This window comes from Chryseobacterium salviniae, from assembly GCF_035819015.1.
Classification (GTDB): domain Bacteria; phylum Bacteroidota; class Bacteroidia; order Flavobacteriales; family Weeksellaceae; genus Chryseobacterium; species Chryseobacterium salviniae.
Genome location: NZ_JAYLAA010000001.1, coordinates 22,829 through 43,632 on the forward strand (window position 1 = coordinate 22,829; position 20,804 = coordinate 43,632).

General features: G+C 36.6%; 16 protein-coding genes. 8 read left to right on the top strand and 8 right to left on the bottom strand.

Annotation, left to right across the window (positions count from 1 at the left end; genetic code table 11):
• Positions 1–96: 96 nt before the first annotated feature.
• A complete protein-coding gene (locus tag SOP96_RS00115; protein WP_326319215.1) occupies positions 97–2,226 on the bottom strand; it encodes a carboxy terminal-processing peptidase in 2,130 nt (709 codons plus the stop codon).
• A 148-nt stretch (positions 2,227–2,374) separates the two neighbouring features.
• Between SOP96_RS00115 and surE the strand changes: the two genes are divergently transcribed.
• A complete protein-coding gene (gene surE, locus SOP96_RS00120) occupies positions 2,375–3,145 on the top strand; it encodes a 5'/3'-nucleotidase SurE (RefSeq protein WP_326319216.1) in 771 nt (256 codons plus the stop codon).
• 333 nt (positions 3,146–3,478) lie between these two features.
• On the opposite strand, the gene SOP96_RS00125 is transcribed toward surE, so the two are convergent.
• The 3 genes from SOP96_RS00125 to SOP96_RS00135 form a co-directional block, all read right to left on the bottom strand.
• The gene (locus SOP96_RS00125; protein ID WP_326319217.1) at positions 3,479–4,882 is read right to left on the bottom strand and encodes a radical SAM protein; all 1,404 of its coding nucleotides are present in this window, start codon (positions 4,880–4,882) and stop codon (positions 3,479–3,481) included.
• Positions 4,883–5,115: 233 nt separating this feature from the next.
• On the bottom strand, positions 5,116–5,355 hold the full coding sequence (locus tag SOP96_RS00130; protein ID WP_326319218.1) for a hypothetical protein: 240 nt from the start codon (positions 5,353–5,355) through the stop codon (positions 5,116–5,118).
• 9 nt (positions 5,356–5,364) lie between these two features.
• Positions 5,365–6,114, bottom strand: coding sequence for a prolipoprotein diacylglyceryl transferase (locus tag SOP96_RS00135; protein WP_326319219.1), 750 nt, complete (start codon positions 6,112–6,114; stop codon positions 5,365–5,367).
• Between the two features lie 105 nt (positions 6,115–6,219).
• Here SOP96_RS00135 and SOP96_RS00140 point away from each other — a divergent pair, with 105 nt between their 5' ends.
• Entirely contained in the window at positions 6,220–7,260 is a 1,041-nt protein-coding gene (locus SOP96_RS00140) for a GMP reductase (protein WP_326319220.1), read from the top strand.
• Between the two features lie 79 nt (positions 7,261–7,339).
• Here SOP96_RS00140 and fabG read toward each other — a convergent pair whose 3' ends face one another.
• The 4 genes from fabG to SOP96_RS00160 all read right to left on the bottom strand — a co-directional run bounded on the left by fabG (position 7,340) and on the right by SOP96_RS00160 (position 11,915).
• The gene (gene fabG / locus SOP96_RS00145; protein WP_326319221.1) at positions 7,340–8,083 is read right to left on the bottom strand and encodes a 3-oxoacyl-[acyl-carrier-protein] reductase; all 744 of its coding nucleotides are present in this window, start codon (positions 8,081–8,083) and stop codon (positions 7,340–7,342) included.
• Between the two features lie 168 nt (positions 8,084–8,251).
• Positions 8,252–9,727: a WG repeat-containing protein gene (locus SOP96_RS00150; protein WP_326319222.1), complete on the bottom strand. Its 1,476-nt coding sequence runs from the start codon at positions 9,725–9,727 to the stop codon at positions 8,252–8,254.
• Positions 9,728–10,402 (bottom strand): 16S rRNA (cytidine(1402)-2'-O)-methyltransferase, encoded by a 675-nt coding sequence (gene rsmI / locus SOP96_RS00155; protein WP_326319223.1) that lies wholly within the window; start codon positions 10,400–10,402, stop codon positions 9,728–9,730. It lies immediately after the preceding gene.
• A gap of 7 nt (positions 10,403–10,409) precedes the next feature.
• A complete protein-coding gene (locus SOP96_RS00160; protein WP_326319224.1) occupies positions 10,410–11,915 on the bottom strand; it encodes a hypothetical protein in 1,506 nt (501 codons plus the stop codon).
• 62 nt (positions 11,916–11,977) lie between these two features.
• Between SOP96_RS00160 and SOP96_RS00165 the strand changes: the two genes are divergently transcribed.
• The 6 genes from SOP96_RS00165 to SOP96_RS00190 all read left to right on the top strand — a co-directional run bounded on the left by SOP96_RS00165 (position 11,978) and on the right by SOP96_RS00190 (position 20,706).
• Positions 11,978–12,577 (top strand): thymidine kinase, encoded by a 600-nt coding sequence (locus SOP96_RS00165; protein ID WP_326319225.1) that lies wholly within the window; start codon positions 11,978–11,980, stop codon positions 12,575–12,577.
• 85 nt (positions 12,578–12,662) lie between these two features.
• Complete coding sequence (locus tag SOP96_RS00170; protein WP_326319226.1) at positions 12,663–15,110, top strand: bifunctional UDP-N-acetylmuramoyl-tripeptide:D-alanyl-D-alanine ligase/alanine racemase; 2,448 nt, start codon at positions 12,663–12,665, stop codon at positions 15,108–15,110.
• A gap of 4 nt (positions 15,111–15,114) precedes the next feature.
• Positions 15,115–17,274, top strand: a complete 2,160-nt coding sequence (locus SOP96_RS00175; RefSeq protein WP_326319227.1) for a patatin-like phospholipase family protein — start codon at positions 15,115–15,117, stop codon at positions 17,272–17,274.
• A 4-nt stretch (positions 17,275–17,278) separates the two neighbouring features.
• Positions 17,279–17,689, top strand: a complete 411-nt coding sequence (ybeY, locus tag SOP96_RS00180; RefSeq protein WP_326319228.1) for an rRNA maturation RNase YbeY — start codon at positions 17,279–17,281, stop codon at positions 17,687–17,689.
• A 222-nt stretch (positions 17,690–17,911) separates the two neighbouring features.
• Entirely contained in the window at positions 17,912–19,774 is a 1,863-nt protein-coding gene (mnmG, locus tag SOP96_RS00185; RefSeq protein ID WP_326319229.1) for a tRNA uridine-5-carboxymethylaminomethyl(34) synthesis enzyme MnmG, read from the top strand.
• A gap of 110 nt (positions 19,775–19,884) precedes the next feature.
• Complete coding sequence (locus tag SOP96_RS00190) at positions 19,885–20,706, top strand: class I SAM-dependent methyltransferase (protein WP_326319230.1); 822 nt, start codon at positions 19,885–19,887, stop codon at positions 20,704–20,706.
• The last annotated feature ends 98 nt before the right edge of the window (positions 20,707–20,804 follow it).

Sequence of the window (20,804 nt, forward strand, 5' to 3'; positions counted from 1 at the left end):
GATAAATAAAATTCCCGGAAATTTCCGGGAATTTTGCTTTAAAAAAACCGTTGCCTGAGGTTCTCGAAGGCAACGGTTTTTAGAATGGATTTAGATTTACGCTTTTACATTCATATCTGCAATAATGTTCATCGCTTCCTGAAGATAAAGGTCTTTTTTCAGATTTTTGATCCAGATTTCAGATTTCTTTTTGAAAGCTTCGTCTTTTTTCTCTCTTTCTATCTCACTTGGATACATTGAGAACTGAAGTCCGTTTTCAAACTTATTTAAAGATTTGAATTTCTCAATCTGAGCTTTTCTTTGCTTCGTAAGTACATTAAACTTATCAATGTTCAAAGTGATAGATTCTTCTTTATCAAGTTGTTCTCTCCATTGTGCGGATTCCAGAAGCAGCTGGTATTTGGCATTTTTCGCCATTCTGCCAGCACTTGCCTTTTCTAAAGCCTGAATATTGAAATAATTAAGCTTCTGGAAGCTGGTAGAAGGAATCTTGTCCCAGGCTAAAGCAAAGTCGTCATATCTTTCACCCACTTCAGCATAAGTAAAGAAATCTTTCATTTCTATATCGGAAACAATTCCTTTTCTCTGGGTAGATTCCCCGGTAATTCTGTAAAACTTCTGGATGGTAAGCTTTAAAGATCCGAAATCATCTTCCGTATTCAGGAATCTATTTAGATCTACAAAGGTCTGAACCGTACCCTTCCCGAATGACTGCGGAGAACCGATTATCATTGCTCTTCCGTAATCCTGCATAACCCCGGCAAGAATCTCAGATGCAGATGCAGAGAGTTCATTTTGCATAATTACCAGTGGACCTGTCCAGATCGGTGCTTCCTGTTTATTTTTTAAGGTTTGAATTTTTCCGTTTCCGTCTTTTACCTGAACATAAGGTCCTGCATCCATGAAAAGCCCCATGATATCACCTACTTCCGTAAGAGAGCCTCCTCCGTTATTTCTAAGATCCAGAACAATCCCTTCGATATTCTGCTGTTTCAGTTTAATGATCTCATTTTTAATGTCGTCGGAAGCATTTCTTCCATTTGGATTTTCAAAATCAGCATTAAAACTTGGGAGATTAATAAACCCATATTTTTTACCATCCGGAGAATTGATGACAATGCTTCTGGCGAAGGTATCTTCAATGGCTACTTCTTCACGGATCATGGTAACATCTTTAATAGAACCGTCTTTTTTCTGAACTGTTAGTGTAACCGGAGTTCCTTTTTCTCCTCTGATTAATCGTACTGCTTCGTCAGAAAGCATTCCGACAACGTTTACCGCATCTTCCTTCGGTTTAGATTTAACTTTTAAAATTTTATCTCCTTCGGAAAGCTGTTTGGATTTCCAGGCGGGAGCACCAATTGTTAGGGCTCCGAGATACAGATTTCCCTTTTTCTCCTGGATGATTGCCCCGATCCCGATTACTTTTCCCGTAAAATTGGTATCGAAATCTTCTTTATCTTTCGGTGAATAATAGTTGGTATGCGGATCAAAAACCTCCGTATAAGCATTCATATACACGGTAAACCAATCCATTTTCTTTCTTTTTTTAAATCTCGTAAACGTTTCTTTTACAAGATCTTTCACCTCATCCGTTGCTTTTTTGATCTTTTGATCCGGTGCAATAGGCTCATATTTGATGGTATCTTTCAGCTTGTATTTTTGAACGGAGTCTTTCTTCTCTTTCTGAGCTTCTTCCTTGCTGTTCATGGATTCAATTTCCTGGAGGATATTGTACTTAATGAATTTTTTCCACTCGTTATACATCTCCTGTTTGTTTACAGGTGATTTTTTAAGTTTCGGCTCCAGGATCAGCGATTCATCTTCTTTAAGGTCGATCGGTTTGCTGAAAATATCCTGCGTCATTTTATCAATCTCGTCTGCACGCTGGTATAATCGGTCTACCGTAAGTTTGTAAAAAGTAAGATCTCCCAGATTGATGTAATCATCAAGTTTAGTTTCGTGCTTGGCGAATTCATCCATATCCGATTGCAGGAAATATCTTTTGCCCGGATCTACCAATTCGAAATAATGTTTGTAAACGTCTTTGGAATACGCATCATTAATCGGTTTCGGGCTGTAGTGCAAGTAAGAAAGTGTATTTTTTACGCTCACCATTATCGTCTGCATCTTTTCATCATCATTTTTAGGCGAGTTGAAACAAAACATTAGACTTGTTAATGGAATGAGGAGTAAAAATTTATTTAGCTTAAAATTTTTCCACATAAATCTGTAATGTATTTTATTAATTTTTATAAAAAAAGTATTTTAATAAGTAGTAATTTTTAATTAACTGTTACAAATTATCAAATTTAATACCTTCTTTACAAATATCAGATAGTTTTAAGTATTTTTGTTAAAATTAAATTTTAATATGGAAAAACCACTTATTCTGGTTACTAATGACGATGGGATTACAGCACCTGGTATCAGAAATCTTGTAAGTTTTATGAACGAAATCGGAGAAGTTGTTGTGGTAGCACCCAATTCTCCACAAAGCGGCAAAGGCCATGCTATTACCATCAATTCTACCCTAAGTTATGAAGAAGTACATCTCGAAGGCCCGCAAAGAGATTTTTCATGCAGCGGAACGCCTGTTGACTGTGTAAAGATGGCGCTGGATAAAATATTGTCGAGAAGACCGGATATTGTCGTTTCCGGGATCAATCATGGCGCCAATTCTTCCATTAATGTAATCTATTCCGGGACAATGTCTGCAGCGGTAGAAGCGGGCGTAGAGAATCTCCCTGCCATCGGATTTTCGTTACTGGATTTCAGCTGGGAAGCAGATTTTAGTCAGGCAAAAGAATATATTCAGAATATTGTTAAAAAAACACTGGAAAACCCAATGCCGAAAGGTGTTGTTTTGAATGTGAACATCCCGAAACTTTTAAAAGAAGAAATTAAAGGCGTAAAAGTCTGCAAACAGGCTCATGCCAAATGGGAAGAAAGCTTTGATGAAAGGATAAATCCGCACGGAAAAAAATATTACTGGCTAACAGGATATTTCAATAATATGGATGAATCTGAAGATGCTGATGAAACGGCTCTTGCGAATGGATACATTTCTATTGTTCCGGTGAAATTCGATCTTACGGCGTATGAGTATATGAATACGCTGAGCGAGGTGATGAAGTTTGATTAAATCTAAAATATTGAGGCGTAAATTTTTTTACGCCTTGTTTATTTCTCTCGCTGATTTTGCAGATTACGCAGAGATTAATATAATTATTGCAATATATTGCAAACTGTTCATAAATTATTGCCGATTAATAATGACATAGGAAAATGGAGCGTTAAGAAAATTAATTCTATGAACGTTAAAAAAATTCTTCTGTTTGAGCGCGAGACAACATTTGAATCGAAGAACAGATTTGAATTTGCGCAAGTTTTAGAATTTTTAGAGAACAGAATTAATTTTTAGCGAAAGTTTCCGAGTCTTGAACTTTTGGTTCTTTTGTTTCAAGACAAAAGAACTTTAAAATAGCACTCTATCCTCCCTTCTTAATTCCTCCAAATATTTACTTTTATCATCACGATAAAAAAGGTTCATGGTTTCAAAAGGAATTAATTTCAGGTCTTTGTTGACAATATGCACACAGGATTTCTTTACGGCCCGGACATCAAAATCATGAGCATCCATAAAATTCATGATGATAATTCTGAACAGGTTGTCGTAATCCAGATTAGGAGCAGAAACATCGGGAAGACAGCATAATAACTGGTTGACTTTAGGTTTCACTTTATCTACGGAAATTCCGGTGCTGAAAATATCCAGCAGCTGCATCTGCAATCCCGTATCCTGCTCGTAAACGATTGTATTTTTCGTTTCATTGTTCAGGAGATCAGCAGGATTGATATATCTTGTTAAAGGAATCGTTTCGCCTTCTAGTTTCAGAATATACCCCATTGCCAAAGCATCGGGATTACACGGAACCGGAATAAGATCATCCGAATTCAGCAGCGGAAACTGATTCAGAATCTCCTGCCTTACTTCGGTTAAGGTAATTTTTTCATATGCCGAATCATCCCGGTTTCGTCCTGCAATTTCTACCGGTTGGAAGGTAATTCCGCGGACACATTTTTGTTTTAACGCAAATTCAATAATTTTTCCGATCTCATCAATATTCTTCCCTTTCTGAAGTACGATAACCAGTGTTGTGGAAAGATTCAAAGCGTTCAATTTTTCCAATGCTTTCATACGAATATCGGTAAGGTCTTTTCCTCTGAAATCTTCCAGGACTTCCGGTTTAAAGGAATCGAATTGAAGATAAATTTCAAATTCCGGAGCATAGGTTGCTAATTTTTCGGCAAAACCCGAATCATTGGCAATTCTTACACCGTTGGTATTCAACATTAAATGTTTGATCGGTTTCGACTTCGCAATGTCCATGATTTTGAAAAATTCAGGATGAATAGTGGGTTCTCCTCCGCTGATCTGTACGACATCCGGCTCTCCTTCATTTTTAACGATGATATCAAACATGGCTTCGATTTCCTCAAGGCTTCTGTGGCTTCCGTAATGCGGCGAAGACATGGCGTAACAGGTAGGACATGTAAGATTGCAGCGATCCGTTACTTCCACGATGGAAAGGCAGCTATGTTGTTCATGATCAACACATAAACCACAATCATAGGGACAGCCGTATTCTACATCGGTTCCAAAATGTACGGGGGTTTCCGAAGCTTTATTGTAATTTCTTATGTTTTTATAATACTGCACATCAGAAGCAATTTTTGTTTTGAAAAATCCGTGATCGGGGCATCTTTTCGTCATGAAAACCGCTTCATCCTCAATAATGATCTTTGCGCCTACTCTTTTCAGGCATTCCGGGCAAAGACTGATGGTATAATCGTAATAGGTATAGTTTCTTACTGGCATAATAATTCTTAATTTATAAAATTCCTCCGCAAACCATTCCACTTATTATCAAACAGATAAGCATGAAAATAGTGACGGCTTGCCAAAATTGCTTCTTTGAAAAATTTTTATTCTTCCACTAAAAAATAGCTTCGGTAATTTCTCCAACTATAAATGAAATTCCAAAAATAGTTCCTCCGAATATAAAAAGTGCAATTATTATAGAAATCAACAAATCCATTCTTAACTGTTTTTTACATTCCTCCACAGACGAAGCCACTGATCAGCCCGCCAACGAGCATTGATATCAAAACCGTCTTCCAAAACTGTCCTCTTGAAAACTTTTTTTCATTATTCCATTCGTAAATAATCTGTACAAAAGCTGCTACAAATATTGAGACCATAAAAAGCACGATTAAAATAACGAAGATTATAAATATGACAAGACCGGCAAGACCCAGATTCCCAACTTCTAATAACGTAAGTAGTTTCATGAGTAATATTTAAAGTGAATTTACAATTTTTGTTGATTCAAGCTTAAAGAAATAATAAAAAATCACAGCAACACAAACCAACTGTATTGTTCCGAGTCCTGCAAGGATATCTATTTTAGGCTTGATAAAATCCAGCATAAATCTGAAGGTGAAGTAACTAATCATAAACAGCTGGAAAATAAATCCTGAAGGAAATTTATTTTTTTTCTGAATCATTTTTAAAATAATCCATAGAATAATGAGAAATGCAATTTCGTATAAAGCAACGGGATGTCTCAGATACTGATCGCCGAGGTGCATTCCAAAAACTGAATCTGTAGGAAGGCCATAGGTTTCTTCGTGAATTCCTGTGAGAAAGCAGCCTACTCTTCCGATAATTATTGCCAGCATTAACGGGAAAACAATCAGGTCTCCCGTGCTTTCTTTATGGCCTACTATTTTCTTGGCCCATTCAACTCCTATAAGCCCAAACGCCAAACCTCCGACAATGGTATTATTGGTCCAGAATCTTTTAAAACTGAATTCTTCGGAAATGAGAATATAAGGATTTTCAAGATTTCCTATTAATTTCGACCCAATTAAAGCTCCTGCAGTTGCTCCTATTAAAACGGCCGCTGAAGTATTAAAAGACAACTTTTCAGCAGACTTCCTTTTTAAATAGAAATAATAGCGCATTCCTATAAAAATCCCTGTGGCTTCAAAAAGCGGATGCGCAAGAATTGTTTTACCGAAAATGTCGAAAGTTACCGGAAAATCCATGTATTCAAAAGTATCATTTTAATTTAAATTGTAATGATTTATTTTTAAGATTATCTATTCATCAATCTTTTTCCTTATTTTTATTTAAATATAATTTTCCAAATTATGAGAATAGAATATGATATAAAACTGGGTTTTAAGGATGTAATGTTTCGTCCGAAACGTTCTACTTTGAAATCCCGTTCGGAAGTTGATCTGGAAAGAGAGTTTACCTTCAGGCACACACAAAAAAAATGGAGCGGTGTTCCTGTAATTGCCGCCAATATGGATACGGTAGGAACGTTTGAGATGGCCGTAGAGCTTGCCAAGGACAAAATCATTACCGCAATTCATAAACATTATACGCCCGAAGAATGGACTTTGTTCCTGGACTCGCAGCCAGACAGCATCTATCAGTATATTGCATTAAGCACCGGTACCGGTAAGCAAGATGAAGAAAAAATCCGGAACATTCTTGAAAAGCATCCAAAAATTGAGTTTCTGTGTATTGATGTAGCTAATGGCTACTCGGAGCATTTTGTTGAATTTGTGAAGAAAGCAAGGGCCAATTTTCCGGAGAAAATCATTATTGCCGGTAATGTGGTGACCGGAGAAATGGTGGAAGAGCTGTTGCTGGTTGGTGCCGACATTATTAAAGTGGGAATCGGTCCCGGATCTGTCTGTACAACCCGGGTAAAGACCGGCGTAGGATATCCCCAGCTTTCCGCAATTATTGAGTGTGCAGATGCTGCCCACGGATTGAAGGGACACATTATTGCAGACGGCGGATGTAAAGTTCCCGGAGATGTCGCCAAGGCATTTGGCGGCGGAGCAGATTTCGTGATGTTGGGAGGCATGTTTGCCGGTCATGATGAAAGCGGGGGCGAAATCGTTGAAGAAAATGGGAAAAAATATAGGCTTTTCTATGGTATGAGCTCTAAAACAGCAATGGATAGACATTCCGGAGGGGTTGCAGAATATCGAGCGTCGGAAGGCAAAACAGTAAAAGTTCCTTACAAAGGTGCGGTTTCTGAGACCGTAAAGGATATTTTGGGCGGAGTGCGGTCTACTTGTACATATGTAGGTGCTTCAACGTTAAAGGAACTGTCTAAAAGAACTACTTTTATACGGGTTCAGGAACAGGAAAACCAGATATTTAAAGAATGATTATTTAATAAATTTATCCTGTAAAAAATAAAATCAGTCTCTCTGGGACTGATTTTATTTTTTTATTATTTATATTGTGTTACGTTAATAAACCGCCATCAACATTCAGAGTCTGACCGGTAATGTAGGAAGCCATCTCACTTCCTAAAAATATGCAGGCATTCGCAATATCTTTGGTCTGTCCTAATTTTTTCATAGGGATTGCCTCGTTCCATTTATCTTTTGCCTTGTCATCAAGCGCATCTGTCATTTCAGTCTGAATAAAGCCCGGAGCGATAGCGTTGCAACGGATATTTCTGGAGCCTAATTCTAGTGCTACTGATTTTGTAAACCCGATAACACCTGCCTTTGAGGCAGCGTAATTGGCTTGTCCTGCATTTCCGCTTATCCCAACTACAGAAGTCATATTGATGATAGATCCTTCTTTTGCCTTCATCATTGGCTTGATGACTGCTTTCGTGAGATTAAATACAGAATCAAGATTAACTTTAATTACTTTATCCCAATCTTCTTTAGACATTCTCAACAGCAGGTTGTCTTTAGTGATTCCGGCATTGTTGATGAGGATATCAATTTTTCCAAATTCTTTCAGTACTTCATCTACCAGTGTTTGGGCAGCCTCAAAATCAGATGCATCCGACTGGTATCCTTTAATTTGGGTTACAGAACTTAAAGTGGCTTCTAATTCCTTAGCTTTATCAACAGATCCGGCGTAAGTAAAAGCAATTTTTGCTCCCTGTTGGGCATACATTTCTGCAATTCCTTTTCCGATTCCTCTTGTAGCTCCCGTTATTAGCGCTACTTTTCCTTCTAATAGTTTCATATACGACAATTATTTTCTTTAACTTACCAGCCTTTTGAAAGTTGGCTAATATACATTATTTAATTTTATACCAATAAAACAGTGCGCAAAGATATTACAAATTGTTATTCATTGCATTTTAAATTCTCATTTTAGCCAAATTTGTTATCTTTTTTATCATAATTATGATTATTCGATAAAATCTCTTTCATTTTGTTCGGTAAAGTAAATAAACTGTAAATCTTTTCCTTTGATGAGCTTTATTCCTTTTTTTTCCAGAATATACCTGTCGAAAATAACTTCTGTTAAAGGTTCATTTTTGTGATTGGATACGCCGAATTTATTATCTTTTTTCACTATAAATTCATTGGCGCCGGAAAAAGTAATAATTTCATCATAAATAAAAGGAACCACCTCTTTTCCGTTTTCATTAAGAACTCCGTAGAAATTATCTACATTTTTCCCAATCAGCATGGGATACATTTCCTGAGACTTAATCTCTTTAAAGCCTTTTAACTCTAAATATTGTCCGTCTTTTGGTGAAAATCTGTAGTAGGTTTTATCTTTACTTAAAATGATGGTATTTGGGAAAATCTTTTCAATCTCGTAGTCTTCCTGCAGAATATTTTTTAAATTTTTATCCACAATTGTTTCTTCATCATTCTTTCGCAGATAAATATATTTTTCTCCGGCAATGGTAAGGCCCTCCACTCTGTCATATTCTCTGGGAAAAACAACTTCGCCATCTATGCGTACCACTGCAGCTTTAGGATTGTTCTGATCCTGAGATGTTTTAAACAAACCATTAAAAAGCGGGTTTACATAGTGATAATCAAGATCATACACCTTTCCTTCTTTCTTTGAAAATAAGCTTACTTTGTCATCTTTTGTAAGATAAATATATTCTCTTCCCACAAAAGCCTGATCATATATTTCATCTGTAATGATTTTTTCTTTATCATCAATAATTCCATAGCGGTTTGTTTTTGTATTAAGCGTTACAAGAAAAGGAAATGCATTGATATTGTCTACATTATGACTTGAAATGATCGTTACCGTTTTCCCATTATTGTCTATAATTTCTCCGGATTTTTCCCCTGTGGAAATATAGGTACGTCCTTTGTAAAACCGAAGATCAGTTTCAAATGCCCTGTCAGAAACCTGTTTCCCGTTAAAATCATAGATGAGCCATGCTCCGTTCTTTTTAACAAAGAACCTGTTTTCGCTGCCGAATTCTATTTTTTCTGAAAAAGGGATAATCTGTTTTCCGTTAAAGTCATAAACACATTCTTTTCCCTGTCTGGTGTAAATGAGACGGTCTTTGTTTTCCCATGTCCTGAATTTAAAGTTATCCAGAGGAATAAGTTCTTTCCCCTTTTCATCAATAAGAGCTGTTTTTCCTAAAGCATTTCCCGATTTTACTTTGAGTATGAATCTGTCTTTCCAAATTCTTGAAATTTCACTTTTAAAAGGATAGCTAAAGGTTATATTGCCTAAAGAATCTATAATCCCCGATGTTCCGGTTTTGGCATCGTTTATCATTCCGTAGCCTTTTGTATAGGAACGTACTTCTTTGCCCAGCTTTTTAGTTAAGAGTATCTGCTTATACTGATCCGTCTGTCCGAGGCAAACCGACGAAAACAGCACGAAAATTAATTTTTTCAATTAAATGGAATTATTTAGGATGAGAACAATCTCACCTTTTAAGGTTTTGCTTTTAGAAAATTCAATAAGTTCAATAATTGTTCCGCGTTTGGTCTCTTCGAATTTTTTTGATATTTCGCGGCTCAGGCTTACTTTCGTATTTTCTCCGAAAAATTCTTTAATCTGCTCGAGTGTTGTATTGATTTTGTGCGGGCTTTCATAAAGAACAATCGTCTTTTTTTCCTCAGCAAGCTGTTTCAGTTTTGTTTGTCTGCCTTTTTTCTGGGGCAGGAAACCTGCAAAAAGAAACTCGTTATTGGGAAGCCCGGAAACCACCAAAGCCGGCACAAAAGCAGTTGCTCCGGGAAGACAGATCATATCGATTTGATGATCCGCGCCTGCTTTTGCTAATAAGTAACCGGGATCTGAAATTCCCGGTGTTCCAGCGTCGGTGATAATGGCAATATTCTGCCCGCTTTTAAGATCCGCAATCACTTTATCCGTTGCCTGATGTTCATTATGGAGATGGTAAGATTTCAGAGGTTTTGAAATCTCGAAATGCTTCAGAAGAATTCCGGAAGTTCTGGTGTCTTCGCATAAAATATAATCTGCCTCTTTTAAAACACTTACTGCTCTGTAAGTCATATCTTCAAGGTTCCCGATAGGTGTGGGAACAAAATATAGAATTCCGCTCAAAATTACGTTATAAAAATTTGTTTTCTACCAGGATCCAGAGCCTTTGTGCATATTCATCCACCTTGCTCCATTTTTTAGAATAATAAAGATCGCTCAGGTATTCTTTTGCCTCTTCTAAAGTTCTGAAACTGTTTAGATTATTTACTACTTCATTCAATTCAGACTGGCTTCCTCCGAAAAGCATTTTCGAAAATGCAATTCTGTCATTCAGATCCAGCTTAAATTCCGGTTTTTTCTTATCCGCTTCCATAAAATCGGTTGGCATATTGGTTTTCAAGATGCTTCCTGTATCTTCTTTTTTCTCTACAGGTGCTGCTTGTTCCGAAGGAAGTGCTCTTTCAAGATGATCATCATCAAAAAGCGTCTGAACTGCTTTCAAACCTTTAATATGGGCTAATTTTATTTTTTTCTCCTGTTGGTATGCTTCTAAATTTTCAAAGCTTTCGTCGGAGGCCGGTTTATCTTTTTCTTTTTCAGGAACAGGCCTGTCGATCTCAACAATTTTTCTTCTGTCATTAATTTCTGCCAGAATCGTCTCCTGCTTTTCTTCAATTTCTGCTTCGTGTTTTATCTCTGTAACAATACTTTCTACATTTGAAGTATCAGTAGCCATTTCCCCATGCTCTATCATTGCCTGGGAAACGGTAAAATGATCTTCACTTTCTTCAATCAGCAGGTCTTCATCAATAGGTCCCGTATCAAAAATACTCGGAATGGTTTCTGTAACTTCAGGTATTTCTTCATTTTTAACATCTTTATCAAAATTATACCTGATACTTTCTTCCTCATCAAAATCATTCATATTTCCCTGATCATCAGATATTTCGTTTTCAAATTGATCAATTTCATTAAGCTGATTATTAAAAACAGCCTCTTCTTCCGTATGTTCCCTGCTAAACATATTTTCATCAATATCATCATCATTTTCAGGTTCAGCACTGGCCAAAATTCTTTCTTCATTGATAAACTTCAATGTTCCGTCGTTATTATCAGAAGCTTCATGTTCATCAATTTCCTCCATCTGTTCATTAAAAATATCTTTATTTTTCAGGATATCAGCAGATTCTTTGTTTTCAGCAATTTCCGCCTCCATATTTTCTTCAACGAAGGCTACCAGCGTTTCATGAAGTTTTTCTTCAACGATTTCGTTGAGCTGATTATTGAAAATTGCTTCCTCTTCAGTAACCTGATCATTAGAATATTCTTTGCTTTCACCAATTTCATTGAGCTGATTATTAAAAATAGCTTCTTCTTCAATTACTTCATGATTGGTTTCTAAAAATGGTGCAGATGAAGAGTTTTCGTCATTTCTTTCTACCGGAGAAAAATTTTCATTTCTGAAATCATCTAAATTTTTTTCAAGCAACCTTAGGAACGAGATCCTGTTGGCAAGCTCATTCACAAGATCCTGCCGGGAAAGTAATTCGTCTACATTGCTTATTTTATCCAGAATAGCGATCATATTCTTGGATTCAAAAAAAATCTTTTCCTTTAAATCTTGGATGTTTTGCATATAAGAATCTTGTTAAAAAATTGCTTACTTTTGATGTTAAAAATATACGGCTAATTTAACAAATGTTTTTAGAAAATACAATTAATCATTCCAAACAAAGTGGTTGGATGGAAGTTATTTGTGGCTCAATGTTTTCCGGAAAAACCGAAGAGTTGATACGGAGGCTGAGAAGAGCAGAAATGGCGGGGCAGAATGTGGAGATTTTCAAACCGAAACTGGATACGAGGTATTCTGAAGAAGACGTGATTTCTCATAATCAAAACAAAATACGAAGTACACCGGTAGAAAATCCTAATGAAATTATTTTGTTGGCTTCCAATTGTGATGTCGTGGGAATTGATGAAGCACAGTTTTTCGATGAAGGCATTGTAGATGTAGCTAATCAACTGGCAAACAGCGGAATCAGAGTGGTAATTGCAGGGCTTGACATGGACTTTTTAGGAAGGCCATTCGGGCCAATGCCCAATCTTATGGCGACTGCCGAATATGTAACAAAAGTACACGCCATTTGTAAAAGGACCGGAAATCTTGCCAACTATTCTATGAGAATATCCAACGGGAATAATCTTGTAGAACTCGGTGAAACAGAAAGCTATGAAGCGGTAAGCCGGCGTGTTTTTATTGATGAAGTGCTTTTGAAGAAGAAAAAAACAGTAAATTAGGACAAAAGAAGCCGGAAGCGTAAGCAATATTTGATATGGCCCTTGCTTATTTGTTTCCTGCTTACAATCAGCAGAACAGGCACCAATGAATTATACAGTACATCAGATTGCAGAAATCACCAATGCACATGTTATTGGAGACAAAAAATCTTTGATAAAAAATATTGCTTTCGACAGCAGGATAATCTATTCTACCAAAAATACAGCATTTATTGCGATTAATACACACAAAAATTCAGGGGAAAAATTTATTGAAGCAGCTATTGACAGGGGTATAGAAGTGATTATTTCAGAACACCATTACCCACAGTACAAAAATATTACATGGATTATCGTAGAAAATTCTGTTGAATTTCTTCAAAAACTCGCAAACTACCATTTTGAAAATGCTCATCTTAAATCAATAGGAATTACGGGGAGCAATGGTAAAACAATTCTAAAAGAATGGCTGTATCAGTGTTTATGGAATGAATTCAGAACCGTAAAAAGTCCCAAAAGTTTTAATTCGCAGATCGGTCTTCCTTTGTCTCTGCTTCAAATCAACAATTCTCACGAACTGGGAATTTTTGAAGTAGGAATCTCGAAACCTGATGAAATGGACAGGCAGGAAAGCATATTTCATCCTCAAATAGGATTGCTGACTCATATGGGAACTGCACACCTGGCCAATTTTACATCGGAAGAACAACTGATTGATGAAAAAATAAAATTATTCAGAAATTCAGAAGTGATTATCTATAACGGCGATAATGCATTGGTTGACAATAAAATAAAAGAGCTTTACTCAACAAAAAAATTAATTACTTACGGTTTTAAGGAAAGCAATAATGTACACTTTACCAACAATACTTTGAGAAATGAAGAAGTTGTTGTACACTATTTTAACGAGCAGATAAGATTTCCCATTTATCAGCGGGATGAAGCAACATTAACCAATGCGCTGGCGCTTTTAACGGTTTTGAAAGAGCTGCAAATCAGCAACAATAAACTTATTGAAAAAATCAATGCGCTGAAGGCGGTAGAAATGCGGCTTGAAGCTATTGAAGGAATTAAAAATAACATCATCATTAACGATTCATTTAATCTGGATCTGGATTCTCTGAAAACAGCCCTGCAATTTTTAAATGAATATAATAAACCTAAAAAGTCGTTGGTTTTAACGGATATCGTTGGAGTCAGCTCAAACTCAAAAGAGTTGTACGAAGAAGTTTCCGAATTGGTGAATGAACAGAAATTTGATTCCGTCTTCCTGATAGGCCATGAAATTTCAAAATATAGTGAATTATTTAAATCTGAAACTTCAACTTACATTAATACCCAAGAATTAATTGATAGTAAACACCTTACGGAAATTGAAAATCACATCATTTTGCTAAAAGGTGCGAGGAAATTTGAGATTGAAAAGCTTAAAGATATTCTCGAACTGAGAAAACACGATACCGTTCTTGAAATTAATCTCAATGCTATTCTTCATAACATCAATTATCATAAATCTTTACTAAAAGCTACTACTAAGATGATGGCTATGGTAAAAGCCAACGCCTACGGACTCGGAAGCTATGAAATTTCCGAATTCCTGCAGCATCATCATATTGATTATTTAGGTGTAGCTTTTGTTGATGAAGGTGTTGAGCTGCGAAAAAAAGGAATTACCGTTCCGATTGTGGTAATGAATCCTGAACAGCACAGCTATGAAACGGTAATCGCCTACAATCTGGAACCGGAAATTTATAGCTTCAGGGTATTGGAGCAGTTCTATGAATCCGTACGAAAATCAGGGTACGATAAAAAATACCCAATACATATTAAACTGGAAACCGGAATGCATCGTCTTGGCTTTAAAGATGTTGAACTGGATGAATTAGGCAAAACTTTAGCTCAGAAAAACCTTAAAGTACAAAGCATATTCAGTCATCTTTCATCTTCTGATGTTCCTGCCGAAAAGGAATTTACCCTGAATCAACTGGAAATTTTTGAAAAAAATTCAGGCCGATTGATTGAAAGTCTCGGTTACACTCCTATTCGCCATATCCTGAATTCATCGGGAATTACCAATTACACAGCTCATCAATATGATATGGTGCGAATTGGCATCGGAATGCTAGGAGAATCACAAAACAGTGAAATAAATAAACAGCTGCGCTCTGTAGTTAGTTTTAAAACTGTAATTTCGCAAATATCAATAGTAGAAAAGGGAGAATCGGTAGGCTACAGCAGAAGATTTAAAGCAGATTATCCTACGAAAATAGCCACAATACCTGTTGGTTACGCTGACGGAATACCGAGACTCATTGGAAATCAGGTCGGGAATGTGGGAATCCATAAAACACTCGCTCCTATCGTAGGAAATATATGTATGGATATGATGATGATTAACGTAGATCATATACCGAATGCGAAAGAAGGCGATACGGTAACCGTCTTCAATGCAAAACCCACTTTGAAAGAATTCGCAGAGTACTGCAAAACAATAACCTATGAAATATTAACCTCCATTTCGCCCCGTGTGAAAAGGATTTATGTAAAAGATTAAAACCATGAGAAAACTCCTCATCCTTTTATTGGCATTTCAGTTACTTTTGATTCAGTCTCAGGTGAAGAAAGATCTGGTAATTCCTAAGAATCCCAGGATTGGTTTATCTCTTGCCGGAGGAGGAGCTAAAGGATTTTCTCATGTTGGCGTCCTTAAAGTGCTGGATTCATTAGGTGTTAAAGTAGACTACATCGCCGGAACCAGTATGGGAGCAGTTGTCGGCGGTCTCTACGCCTCAGGATATTCGGGCAAAGAAATAGAAAAGATCGTTATGGATACGGATTTCTATTCCTTAATCCTCGATCCTAAAGCAACAAGGCAGGAAACCACATTTTTCAATAAATCCGTAGACAAATATCTATTAACCATTCCTTTGAAAAACGGGAAAATTACCCTGCCTTCCTCCATCAGTACCGGACAGAAAAATGTGTACCTTTTAAAAGAATTATTTAAAAATGTTTCGAATATCAACGATTTTTCAAAACTGCCGATTCCTTTTATGTGCGTAGCCACCAATCTGGAAAGCGGTAACATGGAAATTTTTGAGAAGGGAGATCTGGTGCAGTCCATTATGGCAAGCTCAGCCTTTCCTTCTTTAATGGATCCGGTGAAAATTGGGGACAGCATCTATATAGACGGAGCGATGACGGTAAATTATCCTTCAAAACCGTTAAAAGATAAAGGCATTGATATTGTGATCGGTGTAGATCTTAACCAGGATCTGTCTAAAAGAGAAGATCTCGGAAATATTATTTCTATTTTGAACCAGGTCATTGATTTCGGAATTAAAAAAGATACCAGAAGACAGTACAAATATACAGACATCAACATCAAGCCCAATCTTACCGGAATGACAGCTACAAGCTACGATGAGAAGAAAAAAATTCTCGACAGCGGTTATGCGGAAGGACTCAAATATTCCAAAATCCTGGATGAATTGCCCAAACGTCCGTTTGATCGTCTCAGACAGCGCATAAATCCAATATATTCCAACGTATATAAAATAGACAGCGTGGCAATAGAAGGAGGCAGAATTTACGGCAAAAACTACGTTCTCGGGAAGATGGGACTGCGGCTTCCATCCCTTCAGACCTACGGAAGCATTAATAAAAAAATAGATAAGCTGGTTGCTACCAACAATTACAAATTTATTAATTATGATATCATTTCTGAAAATGAAGCGAACTATCTGAAATTATATGTTACCGAAGACAATTCGCGTCACTTCCTGAAATTCGGGCTTCACTATGATGAGATTTTCAAAACCGGGCTGCTTCTCAACTATTCTGCAAAACGCCTTTTATTCAGAAATTCAAACCTTTCCCTCGATGTTATTGTAGGAGATAAGCCGAGATATTACCTGAATTATTTTATCGACAATGGTTACATTCCCGGATTCGGAATTTATTCTTCCGGAATGAGCTTTGATCTGAAGGACATCAACAATTACGAAGCAGACCAATGGATGTGGCTTCGTAATGAAGCATACATCCAATCTATCTGGAGAGATAAATTTGCAGTGGGAGCAGGAATCAGCCACGATTATTTTGAAGCGGAAGCCAACGGAGCCAACAAACGCTACAACCGTTTTCTGAATCCTTATGTATTTTTAAAAAGCGACACGCAGAATGATAAGGACTTCCCTACCCGCGGAATTTACATCAATGCCGAAGGTAAAGTAATCGATCTCATGAAATCCGAAGTTGAAAAAAGACTGGTCCAGGTAAAAGCAGACATAAGGATCAATATTCCGCTTTCAAAGCAATTTGCTTATCGTCTTAATCTTTATGGTGGAATTACTTTAGGGGAAAATCTGCCACAATTCTACCAGTACCGACTGGGTGGAATTTTTGAACAAAATATTGTTAATTTCAGAAGCTTTCCGGGATTCTTTTTCGGGCAGCTCAACAGCAATAATGTGGTATTGATCTGCAATGATCTTCAGTTCAAATTCAACAAAAACTACTTCATCAGCGGAAACTTTTCTTTTGCCAATCTTTCGGACGACATCAGTTTTGAAGATGCGGTAAAATTAAATTACAGTTCTGTAGGACTCACAGCAGGATACAAATCTCCGTTCGGACAGATCAAAATAAACTTCAGCCACTCACTCAAAAACAATCAAAAAGGCATATTCAGTGTTATTTTAGGACACTGGTTTTAATACAATGATACAATTCTTTTACGAAAACTTACCCGAAACAGTTAATACAGATTACAAAAATTGGCTGGAAGAAATTATTCTTTCAGAAAATAAAAAGCTTGGCGAAATCAATTATATCTTCTGCGACGATGAATATCTGCTTAAAGTAAACCAGGATTATTTACAGCATGATTACTATACAGACATCATTACTTTCGACTATGTGAAAGGAAGGACAATAAGCGGAGAGATTTTCGTATCTTTGCAGCGCATTTCAGAGAACGCTTCTACCCTTTCGAAGGATTATGAAGAAGAACTGAGAAGAGTTTTGGCACATGGTGTCCTTCACCTTTCAGGATACAAAGACAAATCCGAAGAAGAAGAACAATTGATGCGAAGCAAAGAAGATTTTTATTTAGCAAAATATAGCAAATGAAATAAAAAAAGAGATATTTTAATCTTATTTTTTTCAGGAGCTTAATCCCGCTCTCCGCACTCGCTATTTTCTTTTTTCAAAAGAAAATGAGCTCAGACAAATGCTGCGATCGGGGCTAAAAAAGGCGTATTACAGGCTATTTCAGGCCATAATACAACCCAATGTTTCACGTGAAACATTTTATAAAAAATTAAAATTTGAAGCTTAAAACAAGCGAAAAAGATGATTTCAGAAATATATGATGTAATTGTAGTTGGTGCAGGTCATGCAGGATGTGAGGCAGCCGCTGCAGCAGCCAATCTCGGATCAAAAACACTGCTTATTACAATGAATATGCAAACGATCGGGCAAATGAGCTGCAACCCGGCAATGGGAGGTATTGCGAAAGGACAGATCGTTCGTGAAATTGATGCAATGGGAGGGTATTCCGGAATTGTGGCAGATAAATCTGCGATACAGTTTAAAATGCTTAACCTTTCAAAAGGCCCTGCAATGTGGTCCCCGAGAACGCAAAACGACAGGATGCTTTTTGCAGAAGAATGGCGTTTAGCACTCGAAAATACACCCAATCTGGATTTCTTTCAGGATATGGTAAAACAGCTTATCGTAGAGAATGATAAGGTGACAGGTGTTGTGACTTCATTGGGAATTGAGATCAAAGCCCACTCCGTAGTTCTTACAAATGGTACTTTTCTTAATGGATTGATTCACGTTGGAGATAAGCAATTAGGCGGCGGAAGAATGGGCGAACCAAGAGCTTTCGGAATTACCGAGCAGCTTGTTTCTTTAGGTTTCGAAGCCGGAAGAATGAAAACAGGTACTCCACCGCGTGTAGATGGAAGAAGTCTTGATTATTCTAAAATGGAAGAACAAAAAGGAGATGAAAATCCTCAAAAATTCAGCTACTTAGATACGCCAAAATTAACCAGACAATTAAGCTGTCACATCGTTTATACCAATGAAACGGTACACGACATTTTACGTGAAGGTTTCGACAGAAGCCCCATGTTCAACGGTACCATTCAAAGCTTAGGGCCAAGGTACTGCCCGAGTATTGAAGATAAAATCAACCGTTTTGCAGAAAGAAACAGACACCAGCTGTTCGTAGAACCGGAAGGTTGGAAAACAGTAGAAATTTACGTTAACGGATTCAGCTCTTCCCTTCCTGAAGATGTACAGATTAAAGCCATGAAACATATTCCGGGCTTTGAAAATGTAAAAGTATTCCGCCCAGGCTATGCTATTGAGTATGATTACTTCCCTCCTACCCAATTAAAGCATACGTTAGAGACAAAACTAATCGATAATCTTTATTTTGCAGGCCAGATCAATGGAACTACAGGCTATGAAGAAGCGGCAGGACAAGGTCTGATTGCAGGGATCAATGCCCACAATAAAGTACACGAAAAAGAAGAATTCATACTTAACAGAGATGAAGCTTATATAGGTGTTTTAATTGATGATTTGATTACAAAAGGTACGGAAGAACCATACAGAATGTTTACTTCCAGAGCCGAATACAGATTGTTGTTAAGACAGGATAATGCAGATATCAGACTAACAAAAAAAGCATTTAAGTTAGGACTTGCCAAAGAAGATCGCTTAAAAAGAGTTGAAGAAAAAGTTGCTCAAAGTGAAGAACTTGAGAACTTCCTCCGCGAAACTTCTTTAAAACCGGGAATGATCAATCCTATCCTAAAGACTATTGAAAGCAGTCCGGTAGATCAGGCTTATAGAGCGGCACAGATTCTTACCAGACCTAATATGACACTGGAAAAACTTGAAAATATTGAAGCCATCAGAGAAAATGCATCGAAATATAATGATGAAGTAAGAGAACAGGCAGAAATCAATATCAAGTATAAAGGGTATATTGAGAAGGAAAAAGAAAATGTTGCCAAATTAAACAGACTGGAAAACATCAAAATTCCTGATGATTTTGATTATGCAAAAATATCAAGTCTTTCAGCGGAAGCCAAGCAAAAAATGTCAAATGTAAAACCTAAAACCATTGCTCAGGCAGGAAGAATAAGTGGGGTATCACCTGCTGATATAAACGTTTTACTGGTCTATTTAGGACGTTAATTGATAAATGTTTCACGTGAAACATAAATGAAATTTGAGCTGAAATTAAGGTATTTTAAAGTCTTTAAATTTTAGAATATCTTAATTTATTTATAAAGAATCGCATTACAATGAAAATTAAAGATCATTTTCTTTCCCAGGAAATATTTGAAATTAAAGAAACGGATACCAAAGGAGTTTATAAGACCTTTCCTATTCCAACCAATATTTCAAAATATTATGAAAGTGAAGATTATATTTCGCACCACCAGGACTCCGGAAGCCTGAAAGAAAAACTATACAAATTTTTACAATCATTCAATTTACAATACAAGAAAACAATTTTGCTCGACAGAATTTCAAAGAATTCAAAAGTATTGGATTACGGCTGCGGTGCAGGTGAATTTGTAAAATATATAGAAAATGATTTTCAAACTTTCGGATTTGAACCGGATTCCGATGCAAGAAAAGCAGCAGCCAAAAAATTATCGAAAGCTGTAATTCTTGATGATATTAATTCCATTGAAGATAACAGCCTTGATGCTATTACCCTTTGGCATGTTTTCGAGCATATCGAAAATCAGGATGAAATGCTGGAAATATTTAACAGGAAATTAAAAGAAAAAGGACTTTTAATTATTGCTGTTCCCAATCCTACTTCTTATGATGCAAAACATTATAAAGAATATTGGGCGGCATATGACGTACCGAGACACATTTATCATTTTTCAAAAAAAGGAATGGAAAATCTGATAGCAAAGAAACCGAATTGGAAATTAAGGAAAATAAAACCTCTGGTTCTTGATTCATATTATATCTCTATGCTAAGCGAAAAATATCAAAAATCTTCACTATTTTGGCTAAAAGCAATAATCCTCGGCACGATTTCAAACGTAAAAGCCCTTTTTTCTAACGAATTTTCAAGTTTGATATACATTATCGAAAAAAAATAGAAAATGGAAATTTGACCTATTTCTGAAGGTCATTTTTTATGCATTTTGTTGAAAATTTGTTAGTAAAGAAAAAATTAGATACGATTTAGTTTTTTTTA

Bases quoted from the DNA above. Each gene is read 5' to 3' on its own strand.
- SOP96_RS00170 (WP_326319226.1), top strand. From the start codon at position 12,663: ATGAATTATACAGTACATCAGATTGCAGAAATCACCAATGCACATGTT.
- SOP96_RS00135 (WP_326319219.1), bottom strand. From the start codon at position 6,114: ATGGATTTTCCGGTAACTTTCGACATTTTCGGTAAAACAATTCTTGCG.
- SOP96_RS00160 (WP_326319224.1), bottom strand. From the start codon at position 11,915: ATGCAAAACATCCAAGATTTAAAGGAAAAGATTTTTTTTGAATCCAAG.
- SOP96_RS00130 (WP_326319218.1), bottom strand. From the start codon at position 5,355: ATGAAACTACTTACGTTATTAGAAGTTGGGAATCTGGGTCTTGCCGGT.
- surE (WP_326319216.1), top strand. From the start codon at position 2,375: ATGGAAAAACCACTTATTCTGGTTACTAATGACGATGGGATTACAGCA.
- fabG (WP_326319221.1), bottom strand. From the start codon at position 8,083: ATGAAACTATTAGAAGGAAAAGTAGCGCTAATAACGGGAGCTACAAGA.
- SOP96_RS00165 (WP_326319225.1), top strand. From the start codon at position 11,978: ATGTTTTTAGAAAATACAATTAATCATTCCAAACAAAGTGGTTGGATG.
- SOP96_RS00140 (WP_326319220.1), top strand. From the start codon at position 6,220: ATGAGAATAGAATATGATATAAAACTGGGTTTTAAGGATGTAATGTTT.
- SOP96_RS00175 (WP_326319227.1), top strand. From the start codon at position 15,115: ATGAGAAAACTCCTCATCCTTTTATTGGCATTTCAGTTACTTTTGATT.
- mnmG (WP_326319229.1), top strand. From the start codon at position 17,912: ATGATTTCAGAAATATATGATGTAATTGTAGTTGGTGCAGGTCATGCA.
- SOP96_RS00190 (WP_326319230.1), top strand. From the start codon at position 19,885: ATGAAAATTAAAGATCATTTTCTTTCCCAGGAAATATTTGAAATTAAA.
- SOP96_RS00115 (WP_326319215.1), bottom strand. From the start codon at position 2,226: ATGTGGAAAAATTTTAAGCTAAATAAATTTTTACTCCTCATTCCATTA.
- SOP96_RS00125 (WP_326319217.1), bottom strand. From the start codon at position 4,882: ATGCCAGTAAGAAACTATACCTATTACGATTATACCATCAGTCTTTGC.
- ybeY (WP_326319228.1), top strand. From the start codon at position 17,279: ATGATACAATTCTTTTACGAAAACTTACCCGAAACAGTTAATACAGAT.